The organism is Ohtaekwangia sp., assembly GCF_036568665.1.
Taxonomy (GTDB): domain Bacteria; phylum Bacteroidota; class Bacteroidia; order Cytophagales; family Cyclobacteriaceae; genus Ohtaekwangia.
This window is the reverse complement of sequence record NZ_DATCSD010000209.1, coordinates 1-16576: the sequence shown is the minus strand read 5'-3', so window position 1 is coordinate 16576 and position 16576 is coordinate 1. Positions and strand designations below refer to the sequence as shown.

Below are 16576 nucleotides of genomic sequence, written 5' to 3'. Positions count from 1 at the left end.
CCATATATATTGCGCGATTCACTTTGCGTGATCTGATCGCCATTTACCGGGTCGTACAGGAAGAACGTAAAGTTGGAGATAAGATTGAAATTATACTTGGTATAGTATAGCTGGTTTTCAAATGTACCGCCATCATTTTGTTTCTTCACGTGTTTGAACCATACATTGGTGCGTGAAGTTTTCCCTCCCTCTGTCGGATCGATCGAACCAAAGCGCGAGATCAAACCACTCTCCACAGCACGCTCCGGTATTTGCCCGGAAGCATCCCAGCTACTGGTAAAGGTTGAGAATCCAATCGTCAATATCTCGTTTTCGCTGAGGTATGAATTATACTTACTCATGATATTGATCCGGTTGAAATGCTGGTTGTTATCGAAGAAACCATCCGTGCGAAAGAACTCAGAAGCTATATATAGGTTATCGCGTCTCTCGCCATGGGCATTGTTCAGAACGTTGATTGCATTAACATTTCTGAATGTACCAAAGCGACCGCCTTCTACCTTCACCAGATTCTGGTCGAGCGAATTTTTTGTATTGAATGCAGCATAGCCCGCTGTTGTAAGATTTCCTTTATCAGCATAATAAGGACCTTTGTTGAAATCTACATTCGATACCAGTTCGGGAATCAGGAAGTGAAGATCAGAATATCCCTGACCATGCGCGTGCGATACCATATTTACCGGCAGTCCGTCTACTTCCAGGTTGATGTCGGTACCATGATCTATATCAAAGCCACGCAGAAATATCTGCTCAGCCTTACCTCCACCAGCATGTTGTGCTATAAATAAACCGGGAATCATCCGAAGTATATCCTGCGATGTATTGACAGGACGAAGCTTGATATCGATCTGCGAAATGTTATTGATACCATGGTCAAGCTGATCGGTAACCAAAACATCGGATAGTAAAAGATCGCCCGGCTCCAGCCAAAGCGTAAGTGATGCTGTTTCACCTGGATGAATGGTGATTCGCTGAGAGGCAGATGTATAGCCTACGGAAGATATAGTAATATCATACTCTCCGGCAGGAATATTCTGCATTTTGAATTTCCCCAGTTTATCGGTAGCCGTTCCGCGATTTAACTGCTGAATATATATGTTTACATCAGGGAGCGGTATATTTTCCTTATCGGTAATCGTTCCGGTAAATATACCCTGTGCTGCAGCTGTATTCCATAGCAGACACAAAGCAATGCCAAAACGAAGTATATAATATTTCATTTGATGGTATGCATTAATAAAGTAATAGCACAGTATATCCACACAAGACAGGAAATACTTACAATGCTTTTAGCAAAACATTGATATAGTATATGTGTCTTAAAGAATAATATGTTAACAAAAAAAGGAATACATATACAGTTCATACTATGAGCAGAATGAAGTGTAAATGAGAGACGGGTATATGTACTAAGCCTGTGGAGGCGGAGTATCGGGATTCAGGTATACGTGTTTCAGCGGGAACGCTTCATTGGTTCCTATTATTCCGGTAAATGATACCAGGAACTGAAAGGCAGGTTGAGACTGATAGTATAAGAAGAAATGTATGAGAATCGGCAGATCAGTTTGCTCAGCTCCATCGACATCATTTTCAGTGATGTGATTGTGCGAGCCGTGACTATGTTCGTGGTCGTGAAAGGTATGATGATGATCGTGTTCGTGCTCGTGAAGATGCGTATGGTAGTGATCAGCCAGCCAGTGTAGCAAGTCGTGCGCGATCTCGAGCGATCCATAACTTAGCATGGACGCAGCATAGAACGTCAACAGCATGACAGCAATCTTCTTCACAGGGATGACCAGGCTTTACAGACAGTAAAGTTCCTGAATACAACTACAGGATCAAAAAGTTATCGGAGTTAAGCCGGATTTATGAGATAAAAAAGCCCTTCGGAACTTCCGAAGGGCTTCTTACAGAGACCAGATTTTATTCTTCTGTTCTAAAAATTAGAACGGTCTAGTTGAAACGCTGCCGTGTGCTTGGAGTATGCATCTTCTATTTTCTTGGCAAGTTCATCTTCGCCATAGCGATGCAATGCATTCTGCAATTCACCCAATACAACTATATTGATCTGCAGATCGCGACCATACTCACGCTTCTTGGTATAGTAATCAGCCATTTCATCTGCGCGCTTCCACATAACGTTGGCGATCTCAATAGCTTTATCTTTTTCACCTACTTCGAAGAGATAACCTACCGATTGGGCAGAAGTATAGTCGTAACGGATCGAGGCATCCGGCATCTTGGCCAGACTGAACAATAGTACTTCACGTGCTTTCGCAGTATCACCCTTCTTAATAAGCGCTTCCGCCAGGGAGTTGAAACTGCTGCGGTGGTTCAGAATGAAATTGCGATAGTCCTGAGTATAGTATACCGAAGGATCGTCTACATTTCTGAACTGGAACTTCTTGGTCATGTTCTCAAAGCTCACCGGTGTATTTACCAGTTCTGATTGATTGAACGGACGCGGATTCAGAATTGGCAGAATGCGATAAGCATTACCTTCCTGTACTACATAACGACTCAGGTCAACATTAAACTGTGCGAGTGATGTATTGTTTACATATAGCGGACGTTCCCAGTTAGCGGTAGCCAACAGGTCGAGCATAGCCAGATCTTTTCTTTCGAGTGCATTCGCTTTTACATGCAGGTGCATTTCAGGAACCAGCAAACTATCCATGCCTTCCGGAATGATGCCAAGTTTTCTTACTTTATCGACATCTACTTTCAATACGATTTCTTTGGTAGGAAGCATATAGCGCTCGCCACGATACTCCGGATTTAACAAGCTCTTGTTATTGTCGCGAAGCAGTTCCAGGTATTTGTGAAGATCCATCTGCTTGATACCCGCATTATAGTATGGTATATATTGCGTTTTATCATCGCGATAGTTCTCCAGTGTTAAAGTATACGGGAATGGTTTCGAGTTATAGGCGGCACGTGTAGTCTGCTCAATATACCAGTCGGTGTTATAGTAACTTAATACAATAACACGCAAGTCGGTACGAACAGCTTCTACATCTTGTGCATACCAGAGCGGGAAAGTATCGTTATCACCACCGGTAAACAGCACGCCATCTTGTGCGCACGACTGCAAATAATTTATGGCAGAGTCGGTAGAGAAGTAACGATTCGCGCGATTGTGATCATCCCATCCCTGCTGCGCCATGAGTATAGGAGCAGAGAAACAAACAAGCGTTGTTATAATAGCGGCCGTTTTTAAATTCTTCAGTGCCTTTGCCAAAGTTTCAGCTATAGCAATAACAGCAAAACCAATCCAGAAACAGTATGCATAGTATGAACCGGTATAGATATAGTCGCGTTCACGTGGCTCGGTAGGAGGTGAGTTGAGGTATACCACCAATGCTACACCTGTGAGTATAAAGAGTAGTGCTACTACAACGAAATTCCGTGTGTTGTTTACCGATTGATAAAACATACCTACCAATCCTAACACAAAAGGAATCATAAAGAAATTATTGCGGCCTCTGTTCTCTGAAAGCAGCGGAGGAAGATCTTCGAACCATTGTGATGGACCCATCCAATCGGCATTTTGAATATCACTTTCACGACCCGCAAAGTTGAAGAAGAAATAGCGCACATACATCCAGCCGATCTGGTGATTGACCATGAACGCGATATTGTCGCCAAACGTAGGCTTCTGTCCTTCACGCAAGCCTAACGACTCACGGTATATTCTCACATGATCCGGATCACTGCTATAGATGCGGGGCAGAATAGTTTGTTGCCCAGGTTCATACTCGTATTCGAATTTATGATCCTTGATCTCGTATTTGTCTTTGCCTTTTTTATAGATAGCGCCACCTTCCTTTATACCGATAGGTTGTGCGGTAAAGTATGGTCCGTATAGTAGAGGTCTGCTGCCGTATTGTTCACGTTTCAGGTAACTCACGAAACTCATTACATCGGAAGGATCGTTCTCGTCGATAGGAGGGTTGTCGTTCGAGCGAATTACTACCAGTGCATACGAAGCATAACCAATCAACACGAAAGCAACAGCATTCAATGCCGTGTTCAACAACACGCGTTGATTTTTCTGTGAGAATACAATTCCCCACACGAGTGCTCCGATCAACAGTATAGTAAAGATCAAGGCACCGGAACCAAACGGAAGGCCCACGCTATTGATAAAGAATATTTCGAATTTACCCGCGAGTGTTGGTAATCCGGGGATGATGACTTCGTTGATCACGAATATAATTCCCAAACTCACCAGCATACTGGCGATAACACCCCAGGTTGAAGGCTTGTATTTTTTGAAATAGTATATCAGCGAAAGCGCTGGTATAGTTACGAGGTTCAGCAAGTGAACACCGATAGAGAGCCCCATCATATAGAAGATCAACAGCAACCAGCGGTTGGCTTTCGATTCATCTTCTATCACATCCCACTTCAGCATCGCCCATACAACAAAGGCTGTGAAGAATGAAGACATGGCATATACCTCAGCTTCTACAGCAGAGAACCACGCAGAGTCAGAGAAAGTATAGGCGAGTGAACCTACAAGGCCGGCTCCCATCAATACCCAGATTCTATCAGCCGTTAATTCGTCTTCAGATTTGATTCGCATCAGCTTGCGACCGAATAATACGATTGACCAGAAAAGGAATATAGCTGTAAAGGCACTGGCCAGCACACTGCTGAAGTTTATCCAGTAAGCCACTTTTGTAACATCACCCAATGCCAGGAAAGAGAACATGCGTCCGATAAGCAGAAAGAGCGGAGCGCCTGGCGGGTGAGGTACCTGCAGCTTGTAGGATACAGAGATAAACTCACCACAGTCCCAATAGCTGGCGGTTTCCTCCATAGTAAGCCAATACGTTATGAGAGCAACGGCAAAGACGATCCAGCCGGTGATGTTATTGGTTTTCTGAAAATTCATGTTACGTGAGATGATGACCTGAAAATAAAAGCCCGAAAATAAGGGAATTTTTAGTTATTCCGCTGATTAGATTTACAGAACGGCCAGTGGTTGATGGCTGGTGTATCTTTAGAAAAAGAAACTTGCTTTTTTTGTACTGCCGGAAAAATTGAAATGTATACGGAGCCGATTCCTTTTTTATCATTTACCGCTCAACATCAGCCTATTGCCTCTGAAATTCAAGAGGCTATGAAAAGGGTATATACCAGCAACTGGTATGTGCTGGGCGAAGAGGTTGCTTCATTCGAAGCAGCGTATGCAAAACACAACGAAGTAAATTTCTGTATAGGTGTTGGCAACGGCCTCGATGCACTTACCATGAGCTTATTGGCCTGTGGTGTTACCCGCGGTGACGAAGTGATTGTACCTGCCCATACATACCTGGCAACGTGGCTCGCCATTAGCAGAACGGGAGCCGTTATAATACCTGTTGAACCACATGAGGGTACTTTTAATGTAGCCCCGGCAGGAATCGAACCTCAGATCACTTCCCGCACAAAAGTAATTTTACCAGTACATCTTTATGGTCAGGCATGCGATATGACGGCCATTACGTCATTGGCCCGGAAGTATAATCTGGCTATAGTAGAAGACAATGCGCAGGCTCATGGTGCACGATGGCTGAAGACCAGGACAGGAAGCTGGGGAAAAGTAAATGCCACCAGTTTTTACCCTACAAAAAACCTGGGAGCGTTGGGTGATGGAGGCGCAGTAACAACGGATGATGCATCCATTGCCTCGTTTATAAAACAATACAGGAATTATGGTTTTGAAGTAAAGAATGTAGCTGTTCGTGAGGGAGTTAATTCACGTTTGGATGAACTGCAGGCAGCTATACTTCGTGTGAAGTTAAGATACCTGGAAACCTGGAATGAGCAACGCAGACAACTTGCTGCTATATATCTGGAGCGATTAAAGAACATCGGTGATATAATACTTCCACTGTCGGATAAGGAAGCGCATCATGTATACCACCTGTTTGTTATTCGTACAGAAAGACGGGATGCGTTGAAAGAATTTCTGGCGAAGCAGGAAATTGAAACGATGATCCATTATCCGATTCCGCCTCACCTGCAAAAATGTTATGAACATCTTTCGTTTCGTAAAGGCGAATTTCCGCTAACAGAAAAGATAGCCGATACATCCCTGAGTCTTCCGCTCTGGCCCGGAATGACGAGCAATCAGGTGGAGCGGGTGTGTGATGCCGTGAAGAATTTCTTTTGAGTAAAAGTCCGGAAGTCCGTGAAAGTCGGGAAGTAAGCTTTTTGCTTTACACTTTAAGCTTCTTACTTCCGACTTCCCGTCTCTAAAGCTTTTACTTATACACAATCACATAAAATCCCAGCCATAAAAAGAACAGCAAAATATAGGAGCACGATACAATGATCCATACATACTTTTTGTCTTTGCGAGCGTAGTGATGGATGCCGGCAACCAGCAGAAACCAATAGGCTATTTCAAACAGGTTGAGGGCGCGGAGCGGGTAGGCCCACCGTTTGTCGATCGAGTAATAATCAAAAAAGTGCATCAGCGATAGCGGATAAAAGGCACCGATGTCGTTATAGGTAGGATCGGTTTCAATTACCATAAACCACATAATCTTGAGTAATTCCGGAACCAGAAATATATACTCCGCACCTATTACCACACCCCAGCATTGCGTATAAGTTACCCGGTAGCCGAACATGAAACAGCCGCACCAGATAACAAAGGCAATAACGGTGAATTTCCACAGGTAAATAATGGGAATGGAGAATAACTTGAGTGCCGCGATAATCCGGAGGATCATACCCTCCGGCCGATCTTGCAGAAATTCGAAAGCTGCTGTTTCGTTTTCGATAAAGGAAATTTTAATGTACAGCAACAGCAACGTTGCCATGCATAACAGTACAAACAACAATCTTTTGTCGGTAGCGAAGAATGATTTAGTTTCGGGTTTGGAGATAATGGTCATGCCAGGGAAAGAAGTTGTTTTAAGTTGATGGAGAGTTCCTGATTCGGTAAAAGTATAAAGTAAATAAATGATACAGAGTTCAGCGTTTCAAAGGTATAAAGGTTATGTGGTCAGCAGACTTTTCGTAATGGTCTTTCTGTTAGTAGCAACTTTTACGGTAAAAGCACAACCCATTACCCGAAAAGATACAACCGTTATTTTATTGTCGAGTGTAAGTGTGCAACTGGAATGTACACAGGCATTGAACGATCTGTATAATTTCAAGTTCGATCGGGCCGAGTTTCAATTTCAATACCTGCGCGCACGTTATCGCTGGCACCCGCTGCCATACTTTCTGATGGGGCTTATCGAGTGGTGGAAGATCATGCCGAACACAAAAGATACTTCGCACGATGAAACCTTTCTGGCCTATATGGACTCAACTATCGAAGTGGGAGAAAAACTATACGATGATTACCCGGCTTATCATGCAGAAGCGGCTTTCTTTCTGGCGGCAGCTTATGGTTTTAAAGGAAGACTATATGCTGATGAAGAAAGAAAGAACTGGCGCAAGGCTGCCTCTGCCGGTAAAGATGGATTGGATTACCTGGAAGAAAGTAAAGAGAAACAAGACCTCAGTCCCGAATTGTTATTTGGCGATGCCCTTTATAATTACTTCTCCGTTTGGGTACCCGAAAATTACCCGGTACTGAAACCTGTTCTCTTCTTTTTTAAGAAAGGCGATAAAGCACTTGGACTAAAACAATTGAAAGAGGTTTCGTACAACGCCTTCTATACACGCACAGAGGCTATGGTGTGGCTTATGCGCATTCTGAACAGTTATGAGAACGATCAGTATGGTGCGTTTCAGATCAGCGAATATTTATACCAGACTTATCCGGACAATCCGTATTTCCACCGTTACTATGCACGCATGCTATATTCGTTAGGACGCTTTACGGAAGCAGAGCCGATGTGTAAAAAAATTCTGACGCGCATCGATAGTGGTATGGTTGGGTATGAGGCTACCAGTGGAAGGTATGCATCATTTTTCCTCGGGCAGATTTATGAAGCTCGCAAGAAATATGACGATGCGAAAGCATACTATAAAATGTGTATGAAGTTCGCTGAGCAAATTGAAGCTACAGAATCGGGTTATTATTTATACTCAATGATTGCCCTCGGAGAGATTGCCGAGCGACAGGGAAATAAAGCGGAAGCCAAACAATGGTTTAACCTCGTGAAGAAAAAAGCGGGTCGTAAAGACGAAGCCTATAAAGATGCCAAGCGAAGATTGAAAGGATTGGAGAAAGGAGATTGAGTGCAATTGCTCAAGGGATGGCTGCTATTGTTAAATCAAACAGAAACAGAGAACTTTAAGGCCTCAAGAAAGAACATCTTTGGAGCTTCGCGACCTGATAGTTACCCCGATAGTTATTTTACTGGTTTACCTTGTAGCCTATACTATTCGCCATTGGGTAACGGACGATACTATACGGCCTTATTATTTCCCGGCTATTACTTTAAAGATTGGCGGTGCATTGGCATTGGGTTGTATCTACCAGTTTTATTATGGCGGAGGCGATACGTTTAACTTTCACACGTATGGGAGCCGGCATATATGGGAAGCTTTCACAGATGATCCCCTCACCGGATTAAAACTGTTGTTTGGAGATAAGAATGATGAGATCGGTATATATCAATACTCATCACGCATTCCTTTTTTTCGCGACTCTTCTTCGTTCATGATCATCCGCATTGCGGCTATATTAGATCTGTTAACCTTCTCCTCTTATTCTGCAACTGCTGTACTTTTTGCTGTATTTGGATTTATGGGATTGTGGGCACTCTTCCGAACATTTTACGAGCTATACCCCTCGCTGCATAAAGGTATAGCTATATCGGTACTATTTATACCTTCCGTTATTTTCTGGGGATCAGGTTTGCTGAAAGATACCATTACACTCGGATGCCTCGGACTCACAACTTTTTACATCAAACGGATTTTTGTTGATCACAAAATCCGGCTATCCTTCATTGTATTGTTGCTGCTCAATCTTTACCTCATCTTCTCTATAAAGAAGTATATTCTGATGTGCTTTACGCCTTCTATGTTGTTGTGGGTATTTATGGCAAACTTGTCTTCTGTAAAATCGACCTTTCTCAAAGTGTTGATGTTCCCGTTCGTTATTGTGGTAATTGGGGTTTTCGGATATTTTGCCGTAACACAGATTGGTAAAGATGATCCTCGTTATGCCGTGAACAAGATCGCGAATACAGCCATGGTTACGGCCTATGATATTGCATATCAAACCGGAAGAGACGCGGGCAGTACATATTCACTTGGAGAGTTGGATGGTTCGATGGGAAGCATGGTCAGGCTGGCACCACAAGCGATCAATGTATCGCTCTTCAGACCTTATTTGTGGGAAGTGCGAAACCCTCTTATGCTCATGTCAGCCTTGGAGTCTCTCGCATTTTTTCTGCTGACTATATATATCATTTTTAAAAAGGGCAGAGCCTTGCTCACAGCCATTGGCAACCCGCATGTTATGTTTTGCCTGGTGTTTAGTATAACATTTGCCTTTGCAACAGGCGTTTCTACATTCAACTTCGGAACATTATCGCGGTATAAAATTCCGCTGTTACCTTTTTATGCACTCGCGCTTACGCTGATATACTATTCAAATAATGAGCGCACGGTAGAGGAGTTCGAGATTACCGAGTAATTCTCCTCTATTTTTTTTCTTCCTTTTATCCCCATGTCGTGTCGAAGGCTTTTATCCTGTATCAATCTATCAATAGCATTAAACCATTCGTCAGGAGTTGAACATAAAAAACCATTTACCCCGGAGTCAACGATCTTTATATTTACTCCTACAGGAGCGATAACTGCTGGTATTTGCAGGGCCATATACTGCAACGCCTTGAATCCGCATTTACCTTTCGCCCACACATCATCGGTAAGAGGCATTATACCTATATCAACTTTTATCAGGTCTTCAATTTCAGTTTTTTCCACCCATGGTATAAAGGCGAGATTACGAATTGCCAGTTCCGGTTTACGATTGGCAATTACCAGGAACTGAAATGTGTCTCCATATTTTTTCTCCAGTTGCTGCAGCACAGGTACTATATCATCCAGGTATTTCAGGGTTGAGTGAGAGCCGGTCCACCCCACGGTAATTCTATCCGAAGTATGTTTAGCATATAGCTCCGGATTGTGATGATGCACCGTGTCAATTGTAGTAGGATTTACCACCACGCGTGAATTATACTGTTTGGCAAAACTCGCCAGGTAATCGTTTCCACAACTTACTTTATAACTCCAGCGCGAGATGCTGGCGGTTTTAGAATGCCATTTGATCCAGCCGACTATACGGTTTTCCTTACTTGTATTTGGTAGCCAGATGGCATCGTCAAAATCGTAAATAATTTTTTTGCCAAGAACTTTCGCGATGATCCATTCAATGATCGGTGGGCCAACGGGTAAAGCTTCGCGGTGTATAAAAACATAGTCGGCTTTATGAAGTTTAAAGAGTATTCCGAATCTTCGCAGTATACCCTTCAAAAAACCCATTACCTTTACAGATTCATATCCCTCTTTATAAAGTATGTTCCAGGTTTTCTCATCCCAAAATGACTGGCATTGATACTGGATTCCTGTGTGTGCAAGGAAGCTGAAGTATTGTTCAAACCGGAACCGCTGTGAGGGTGACTCCCCGAGAGGATATGGGAATAAAAAAAAGACATTCATGATTAACTTTACAAAAATATTCAAAGAGTATTACAATCGGCTCGCTGCAAAACCTTTTGTTATGATTATGATCGCCCGGGAATATTTATCCCAAACCGAGAAACATAATTATCAAAAGGTTGTTAACTTCAACATATCCAATGTTGTATAAAGTGGCTTGCCAGTTGTAATGAGAAGAATCTTTTACCTATGAATCAGTCTTACTCCGAAACGATAATCGAACCTGCGAACCGGCTTTCTTTCAACTTTAAGGAACTGTGGAAATATCGTGAGCTGCTCTACTTTTTTACCTGGCGCGATATAAAGATAAAGTATAAACAAACCGTCTTGGGTTTTCTCTGGGCTATACTTCAACCCTTGCTGATGATGGGTATCTTTACTTTCTTTTTTGGCAGGGCCCTTAATATACCTTCTCAAAATTTGCCTTACCCCATCTATGTATTCTCGGGCTTATTGATCTGGAATCTTTTTTCAACCGGACTTACCAATGCTTCTAATAGTATGGTTAACAATGCCAACATCATTAAGAAGATATATTTCCCCAGACTGGTTATACCTATATCATCTGTAGCGGTTGCTGTGTTTGATTTTCTGATGGCATTTGTACTGTTTACAGTGTTGCTGGTAATTTATCACCAGCCAATTGCATGGTTTGCTATAGTGATCTGGCCTATAGCACTGGGGTGGGCTGTTATAGCCACGCTTGGGCTTGGTGCCTGGCTGGCGGCACTCAATGTAAAGTATCGCGATTTCAGGTACGTTATTCCCTTCCTGGTTCAGGTACTGTTCTTTCTCACACCGGTTATTTATCCTGTTTCTTTACTACAATATCCTGTGTTGCAATATTTGTTGGCCGCTTCTCCGATGTATGCTGCCATTGAACTTTTTCGATATCCACTAACCAATCAGATAACCAGCTTGCCTTTCTTTTATGTAAGTCTTGCCTGTGGTATGTTATTGCTCCTCGTGGGTCTTTTTTACTTTAAAAAGACAGAAGATTTTTTTGCAGATTTTGCTTGAGTTTATGAAGCCGATTTTAGAGATACAAAACATTAGCAAGAAATATAGGATACATCATCTTGCAGGAGGTTACCTTAGTTTGCGTGAGAGGATGATGAACGCATTAAAACTCGAGCGGAGTGAGGTTGAAGATTTCTGGGCTTTGAAAGATATTTCGTTTACCGTACAGCCCGGAGAATCTATTGGTATAATAGGACGCAATGGAGCGGGGAAGTCAACATTGTTGAAAATCTTGTCTCGGATTACGCCACCCACCACAGGTGCTATTATCTCCCGAGGTCGTATTGCAAGTTTACTGGAAGTAGGCACCGGGTTTCACCCTGAATTAACCGGGAGAGAAAATATATTCTTTAATGGATCGCTGCTTGGAATGAAGCGGAGAGAAATACAAAGTAAATTTGATGAGATCGTTGATTTTAGCGGGGTGGAAAAATTCCTGGATACACCACTGAAACATTTTTCCAGTGGTATGCAGTTACGATTGGCTTTTTCAGTAGCAGCATTTTTGGAACCGGAGATACTGATCATTGATGAAGTGCTTGCTGTAGGTGATGCAGACTTCCAAAGAAAGTGTTTAGGCAAAATGGAAGACGTGAACAAGCAGGGGCGAACAATATTATTTGTGAGCCATAATATACCTTACGTTAAGAATTTATGCCGGCAAGGAGTGCTGCTCAGAGATGGTAAGATTTTAACCATAGGAAACATTGAAGATGTAGCCGATCAGTACCTTACGCTTAATGTGCCGGCAAAAGAGGGTAAACTTGTAAACCATGTTGTGTATTCGTGCGATTTTTTTGAAATAAAAGAAATCACACTAAATCAGCAGGAGTCCACCTCTATACATATTGAAGATAATAGTATATCTGTTGATGTTACTTTTTTGCTGAAACTAGAATCAGTAGTAGAGCTTGAGTTACATATAAAAAAGGATGAGGAGTATGTTGCAAGCTTTGGTAACTTTCTTCGCGAAGATTTTGTGAAGCTTTCCCCGGGGCTTCATCATCTTTCATATCGGTTAACGCTGCCCGACTTGCTTAGTGGAAAGTATTCTATTGATCTGTTCTTCACTCATCCTAAAAAAATGGGTCTTGCGTCAATTGAAAATATAGGTCTTCCGGAATTGGTAAATAATAATTTGAAGCCCGTTCTGGAAAACAGTTCAAAGAACTGGAGTAAAGTCATCTTAAACGGAAAATTGATCCGGAATTAAAATAACCTCTGTAGAACTATGGTAATGAAATTAGTGAAGAAAATTTTTAGAAGGCTAACCGGGAAAAGGGATATATATATAGATGACTATAAATGGGAGATTAAGAAGTACCTGACATCTTCTCCTGTAATTCTGGAAGCGGGTGCCTGCGATGGTAAAGATACTTTACAGATGGCAACACTTTGGCCTAAAGCAACTATACATTCTTTTGAGCCCGTTCCTGAATTATTTGAAAAAGCGAAAGAACGTTTAAAAGGAGTTAAGAATGTAAAATTATACCCTTATGCTTTGAGCGATAAAACGGGTAAGATTCAATTGCATTTAAGCAGTGGTCTATCCGAAGGATCCAGCTCTATCCTTTCTCCTAACAAACACCTGGAGGTACATCCGGATGTTAAATTTGAACAGACGATTTATGTAAATTCATACTCGATAGATGACTGGGCGAAGCAACATCATGTAGACAAGATTGATTTTATGTGGCTCGATCTGCAAGGTGCTGAGTTTAATGTGCTGCAATCCTCGCCAAAAATTTTCGATACCTTAAAAGTCTTATTCACAGAGGTAAGTATCATAGAAACCTATAGCAACGTTACGCTATATCCGGAGTTTCGTAAATGGCTTGAAGATCGTAAATTCCGCGTAGTGCTGGAGGATTTGCCTTACGTTGACATGGGAAATGTTCTACTTGTTCGTGAATAAATATATGCGGGTATGAATCTTGAATTTGAAATCGGAAATCTAAAAGAAACTTTTTGTGATTGAAGTTATTCCGATGGGCGGATTGGGCAATAGACTCAGAGTTATTGCGTCTGCAATCTCTCTTTCTCAAGCTACTCACGAGCCTTTAATTATACACTGGCGAAAGAATGCCGAGCTCAACTGCTCCTATGATGAATTATTCAATTGGAACGGAGCGTATCATGTTCAGGAAAATTTAACACTCGCTAATAGACTTCTTAACTTAACGAAGCGGGTGATCTCTTTGCGCAAAAAAGTTTTTGTTTCGAACAACGAAATTTATACCAATAGAAATTCAGGCTGGAGCAAAGAAAGGTTTGATGATTTTTTCTTTCGTGCTGCCCAGAAGAATAACTTGGTTATCGAAACAGACTGGTGTTTTTACTCTTACAAGAGTTCTCATTTTCCGCAGCCGACACAAGAAATTCTTTCGGAGATTAATACCGTTACCAGTAAATATAGAAGCCCTATATATGGTGTTCATATTCGAAGAACGGATCATGATCTGTCGATACGAGAAAGTCCAACAGAGTTGTTTATTGAGACCATGGAGCGGGAGATAGCGCAAAATCCGCTTACGCAGTTTTTTGTTGCAACCGACAATGCCGTGATCATGCAGGACATAAAAACAAAATTTCGGGAGGCTGTTATTAGCTATTCAAACGAAAAATCGCGAGAAACAAGTTTGGGTATAAAAGAAGCTTTGATCGATATGTTTTGTCTGGCAGCTACTAAAAAAATCTATGGATCATACTGGAGTTCATTCTCGGAAATAGCAAGTGAGATAGGAGCTGTTCCATTAGTTATAGTTAAGAAATGAGCAGGAAAATAAAAGTAAAGTTGTCGCACCCATTAAACTGGTATCAACACGGCCATTGGTCGTACGAGAACCATTTTCCTGCTTTGAAAAAAGAATGGGGCGACTTTCAATTTGAGATCAATAATGATAGCGTAACGGAGTGTGATGTTTGGATCGTGCATGAATCGGTTGATAAAATAGAGACGGTTAAATGTCCTCCGCAGAATGTTATATTGATAGTATCAGAAGAAAAGCAACAGGTACCTCATTATGATCAGAAATATATAGATCAGTTTGAGACGGTTGTTACGTCCAGGGACGATTTGAAGCACCGGAATTTGTTGCGGACTTTTAATTTGAATCCGTGGCGGGTAAGAAAAACGTATGATTTTATAAACTCTTTTTCTCAGGAGAAGAGCCAGGATTTTTCTGTTGTTGTTTCAAACAATGTATCAACAGAAGGTCATCTTAAACGATATGCTTTTGCCAATAAATTAAAAGGTCACTTTAAAGACAGGTTAGTTTGGTTTGGAAAAGGAGAGAATGAGATAACCGATAAGTGGGATGCCTTGCAGGAGTATAGATACTCATTGGCTATTGAAAATTGTTCTGTTCCATATTACTTCACAGAGAAGATTATGGATTGCTATTGTGCGTTAACCATGCCTATATATTTTGGATGCCAGAATATACTGGATTACTACCCGAAGGAATCCATGGTTTTAATAGATACGAATGATTACAAACAATCAATCAACTCCATAGAGGCGGCTATAGAAGAAGATCGCTATAGCGTAAATTACGAAGCTGTTTTGCAGGCGCGAGATCTTACTATCAACAAATATCAGTTTATACCTGCCGTTGTTAACATAATGCAAACGCACCTGGATCTTCAAAATAATTTGCAAAAAGAGAAAGTTAGGTTAAACCCTAAATCGCGCTATAGTAAAGAAACATTTTCTCTTATCCGGAAAATTTATCGCAAACTATATTCTTGATTTACTTTGCCTGTAACAGAAAATGGTCATGCCAGCCAAGATATTTATTTTTATTCCTGCTTACAATTCAGCGAAATATATATCGGAGGCAATCGATAGTGTATTGAGTCAGACCTTTACTGATTGGGAACTGCTAATTATTGATGACGCCTCTGGCGATGATACATTTTCAATTGCACAATCGTATAGTGCCAGGAATAGCAGAATCAAAGCATTAAAGAACGAAAGTAATTTAGGGATGCTGGCGAACTGGAACAAAGGCATTTCATTCTGTAACGCTCCTTATTTTGTTAAACTGGATGCAGATGATATATGGCATCCGGAAATATTACAATCTTCATTAGATATACTGGAAGCTATACCGGAAGTAGCCCTGGTCTTTACAAAATACATCACCATTGATAGCAACGGCCGGATAACGGGTAATGAGATGCAGTTACCCGATTTTGCACGTGAGAAACCATTTTCGTGTGTTCCGCTTGTAAATTTAGGAGCTCACAAAATGCTGGGGTTTCCTGTTCTTCGCCAGGGCCTGTCTATTATTCGAAAAAAAGTGTTTGACGAAATTGGCGTATATGCACACCTGCTTACACCAGAGACACAGGCATCTACCGATACAGAGTTTTATTTTAGAGTAGGCTGTCATTACCAGATTTACTGTATAGATCGAACGCTATATTATTACAGGGTTCATGAATCATCGATAAGCCAAACGGACAAGGTTAATAAATTGCAGGAACGGAAGATGTATGAATTGAAAATGGTTATTAATGATTATTACTTTAAGAACGATAAAATTTCGAGATTACAATGGAGGAGAAATAAAAGAAAAACCGAATTTGACTACCGTGTTTTTCTGGTATATATCAATAGAACCGAGAGACAATTTTTAAATGCTTTTTTATTGATTATGCGTAATTTTTTCCAAATGCCTGTAGAAACGTGTAGGTTTTATACAAGCCGGCTTTTAAGTAAACGATTCTGAAAAGAAACATTTCCTGGATGAGTAATCAGATCAAAGTTGGTTTTTGTGTAGCATACGATTGGGAGCTTTTAAAGAAATCTTTACCAAGAGTTTATCACGCGGCAGATTCTATTTGTCTCTCGATAGATGTTAATCGAAGATCCTGGAGTGGAAAGCCTTACGAATTTGATAATGATGCATTCAGAAGTTGG

General features: G+C 41.4%; 14 protein-coding genes. 9 read left to right on the top strand and 5 right to left on the bottom strand.

What is annotated here, in order from left to right; genetic code table 11:
• The 3 genes from VIN08_RS11665 to VIN08_RS11655 form a co-directional block, all read right to left on the bottom strand.
• Nucleotides 1-1220: TonB-dependent receptor (locus tag VIN08_RS11665; RefSeq protein WP_331964861.1), on the bottom strand; the 1220-nt coding region annotated here is incomplete at its 3' end.
• Between the two features lie 189 nt (nucleotides 1221-1409).
• Nucleotides 1410-1787 carry a hypothetical protein gene (locus tag VIN08_RS11660; protein WP_331964858.1) on the bottom strand — a complete coding sequence of 126 codons (378 nt, stop codon included), beginning with the start codon at nucleotides 1785-1787 and terminating at the stop codon, nucleotides 1410-1412.
• A gap of 149 nt (nucleotides 1788-1936) precedes the next feature.
• Nucleotides 1937-4900, bottom strand: a complete 2964-nt coding sequence (locus tag VIN08_RS11655; protein WP_331964855.1) for a DUF2723 domain-containing protein — start codon at nucleotides 4898-4900, stop codon at nucleotides 1937-1939.
• Nucleotides 4901-5053: 153 nt separating this feature from the next.
• Between VIN08_RS11655 and VIN08_RS11650 the strand changes: the two genes are divergently transcribed.
• Nucleotides 5054-6163, top strand: coding sequence for a DegT/DnrJ/EryC1/StrS family aminotransferase (locus VIN08_RS11650; RefSeq protein ID WP_331964852.1), 1110 nt, complete (start codon nucleotides 5054-5056; stop codon nucleotides 6161-6163).
• 91 nt (nucleotides 6164-6254) lie between these two features.
• Here the strand turns inward: VIN08_RS11650 and VIN08_RS11645 are convergent, their stop codons facing one another.
• The gene (locus VIN08_RS11645; RefSeq protein WP_331964849.1) at nucleotides 6255-6893 is read right to left on the bottom strand and encodes a hypothetical protein; all 639 of its coding nucleotides are present in this window, start codon (nucleotides 6891-6893) and stop codon (nucleotides 6255-6257) included.
• A gap of 127 nt (nucleotides 6894-7020) precedes the next feature.
• Here VIN08_RS11645 and VIN08_RS11640 point away from each other — a divergent pair, with 127 nt between their 5' ends.
• Together VIN08_RS11640 and VIN08_RS11635 are read left to right on the top strand one after the other, a co-directional pair.
• Entirely contained in the window at nucleotides 7021-8193 is a 1173-nt protein-coding gene (locus tag VIN08_RS11640) for a tetratricopeptide repeat protein (protein ID WP_331964846.1), read from the top strand.
• 79 nt (nucleotides 8194-8272) lie between these two features.
• Complete coding sequence (locus tag VIN08_RS11635) at nucleotides 8273-9601, top strand: hypothetical protein (RefSeq protein WP_331964843.1); 1329 nt, start codon at nucleotides 8273-8275, stop codon at nucleotides 9599-9601.
• Here the strand turns inward: VIN08_RS11635 and VIN08_RS11630 are convergent.
• Nucleotides 9553-10452: a glycosyltransferase gene (locus VIN08_RS11630; RefSeq protein ID WP_331964841.1), complete on the bottom strand. Its 900-nt coding sequence runs from the start codon at nucleotides 10450-10452 to the stop codon at nucleotides 9553-9555. The genes VIN08_RS11635 and VIN08_RS11630 overlap by 49 nt on opposite strands.
• 366 nt (nucleotides 10453-10818) lie before the next feature.
• Between VIN08_RS11630 and VIN08_RS11625 the strand changes: the two genes are divergently transcribed.
• From VIN08_RS11625 to VIN08_RS11600, 6 genes are read left to right on the top strand one after another with little or no spacing between them, the layout of a single operon-like run.
• Complete coding sequence (locus VIN08_RS11625; RefSeq protein ID WP_331964839.1) at nucleotides 10819-11649, top strand: ABC transporter permease; 831 nt, start codon at nucleotides 10819-10821, stop codon at nucleotides 11647-11649.
• 4 nt (nucleotides 11650-11653) lie between these two features.
• Complete coding sequence (locus tag VIN08_RS11620) at nucleotides 11654-12862, top strand: ABC transporter ATP-binding protein (RefSeq protein WP_331964836.1); 1209 nt, start codon at nucleotides 11654-11656, stop codon at nucleotides 12860-12862.
• Between the two features lie 18 nt (nucleotides 12863-12880).
• On the top strand, nucleotides 12881-13564 hold the full coding sequence (locus tag VIN08_RS11615) for an FkbM family methyltransferase (RefSeq protein WP_331964833.1): 684 nt from the start codon (nucleotides 12881-12883) through the stop codon (nucleotides 13562-13564).
• Nucleotides 13565-13619: 55 nt separating this feature from the next.
• Nucleotides 13620-14423, top strand: coding sequence for a hypothetical protein (locus VIN08_RS11610; RefSeq protein WP_331964830.1), 804 nt, complete (start codon nucleotides 13620-13622; stop codon nucleotides 14421-14423).
• Nucleotides 14420-15400, top strand: a complete 981-nt coding sequence (locus VIN08_RS11605) for a glycosyltransferase family 10 domain-containing protein (RefSeq protein ID WP_331964827.1) — start codon at nucleotides 14420-14422, stop codon at nucleotides 15398-15400. The genes VIN08_RS11610 and VIN08_RS11605 overlap by 4 nt, the downstream gene beginning before the upstream one ends.
• Before the next feature lie 28 nt (nucleotides 15401-15428).
• On the top strand, nucleotides 15429-16385 hold the full coding sequence (locus VIN08_RS11600) for a glycosyltransferase family 2 protein (RefSeq protein WP_331964824.1): 957 nt from the start codon (nucleotides 15429-15431) through the stop codon (nucleotides 16383-16385).
• Nucleotides 16386-16576: the final 191 nt, after the last annotated feature.

What these genes read in the sequence shown, in the direction of transcription:
- VIN08_RS11640 (WP_331964846.1), top strand. Translation starts at nt 7,021, where the DNA reads ATGGTCTTTCTGTTAGTAGCAACTTTTACGGTAAAAGCACAACCCATT.
- VIN08_RS11605 (WP_331964827.1), top strand. Translation starts at nt 14,420, where the DNA reads ATGAGCAGGAAAATAAAAGTAAAGTTGTCGCACCCATTAAACTGGTAT.
- VIN08_RS11650 (WP_331964852.1), top strand. Translation starts at nt 5,054, where the DNA reads ATGTATACGGAGCCGATTCCTTTTTTATCATTTACCGCTCAACATCAG.
- VIN08_RS11620 (WP_331964836.1), top strand. Translation starts at nt 11,654, where the DNA reads ATGAAGCCGATTTTAGAGATACAAAACATTAGCAAGAAATATAGGATA.
- VIN08_RS11645 (WP_331964849.1), bottom strand. Translation starts at nt 6,893, where the DNA reads ATGACCATTATCTCCAAACCCGAAACTAAATCATTCTTCGCTACCGAC.
- VIN08_RS11600 (WP_331964824.1), top strand. Translation starts at nt 15,429, where the DNA reads ATGCCAGCCAAGATATTTATTTTTATTCCTGCTTACAATTCAGCGAAA.
- VIN08_RS11655 (WP_331964855.1), bottom strand. Translation starts at nt 4,900, where the DNA reads ATGAATTTTCAGAAAACCAATAACATCACCGGCTGGATCGTCTTTGCC.
- VIN08_RS11615 (WP_331964833.1), top strand. Translation starts at nt 12,881, where the DNA reads ATGGTAATGAAATTAGTGAAGAAAATTTTTAGAAGGCTAACCGGGAAA.
- VIN08_RS11630 (WP_331964841.1), bottom strand. Translation starts at nt 10,452, where the DNA reads ATGGGTTTTTTGAAGGGTATACTGCGAAGATTCGGAATACTCTTTAAA.
- VIN08_RS11625 (WP_331964839.1), top strand. Translation starts at nt 10,819, where the DNA reads ATGAATCAGTCTTACTCCGAAACGATAATCGAACCTGCGAACCGGCTT.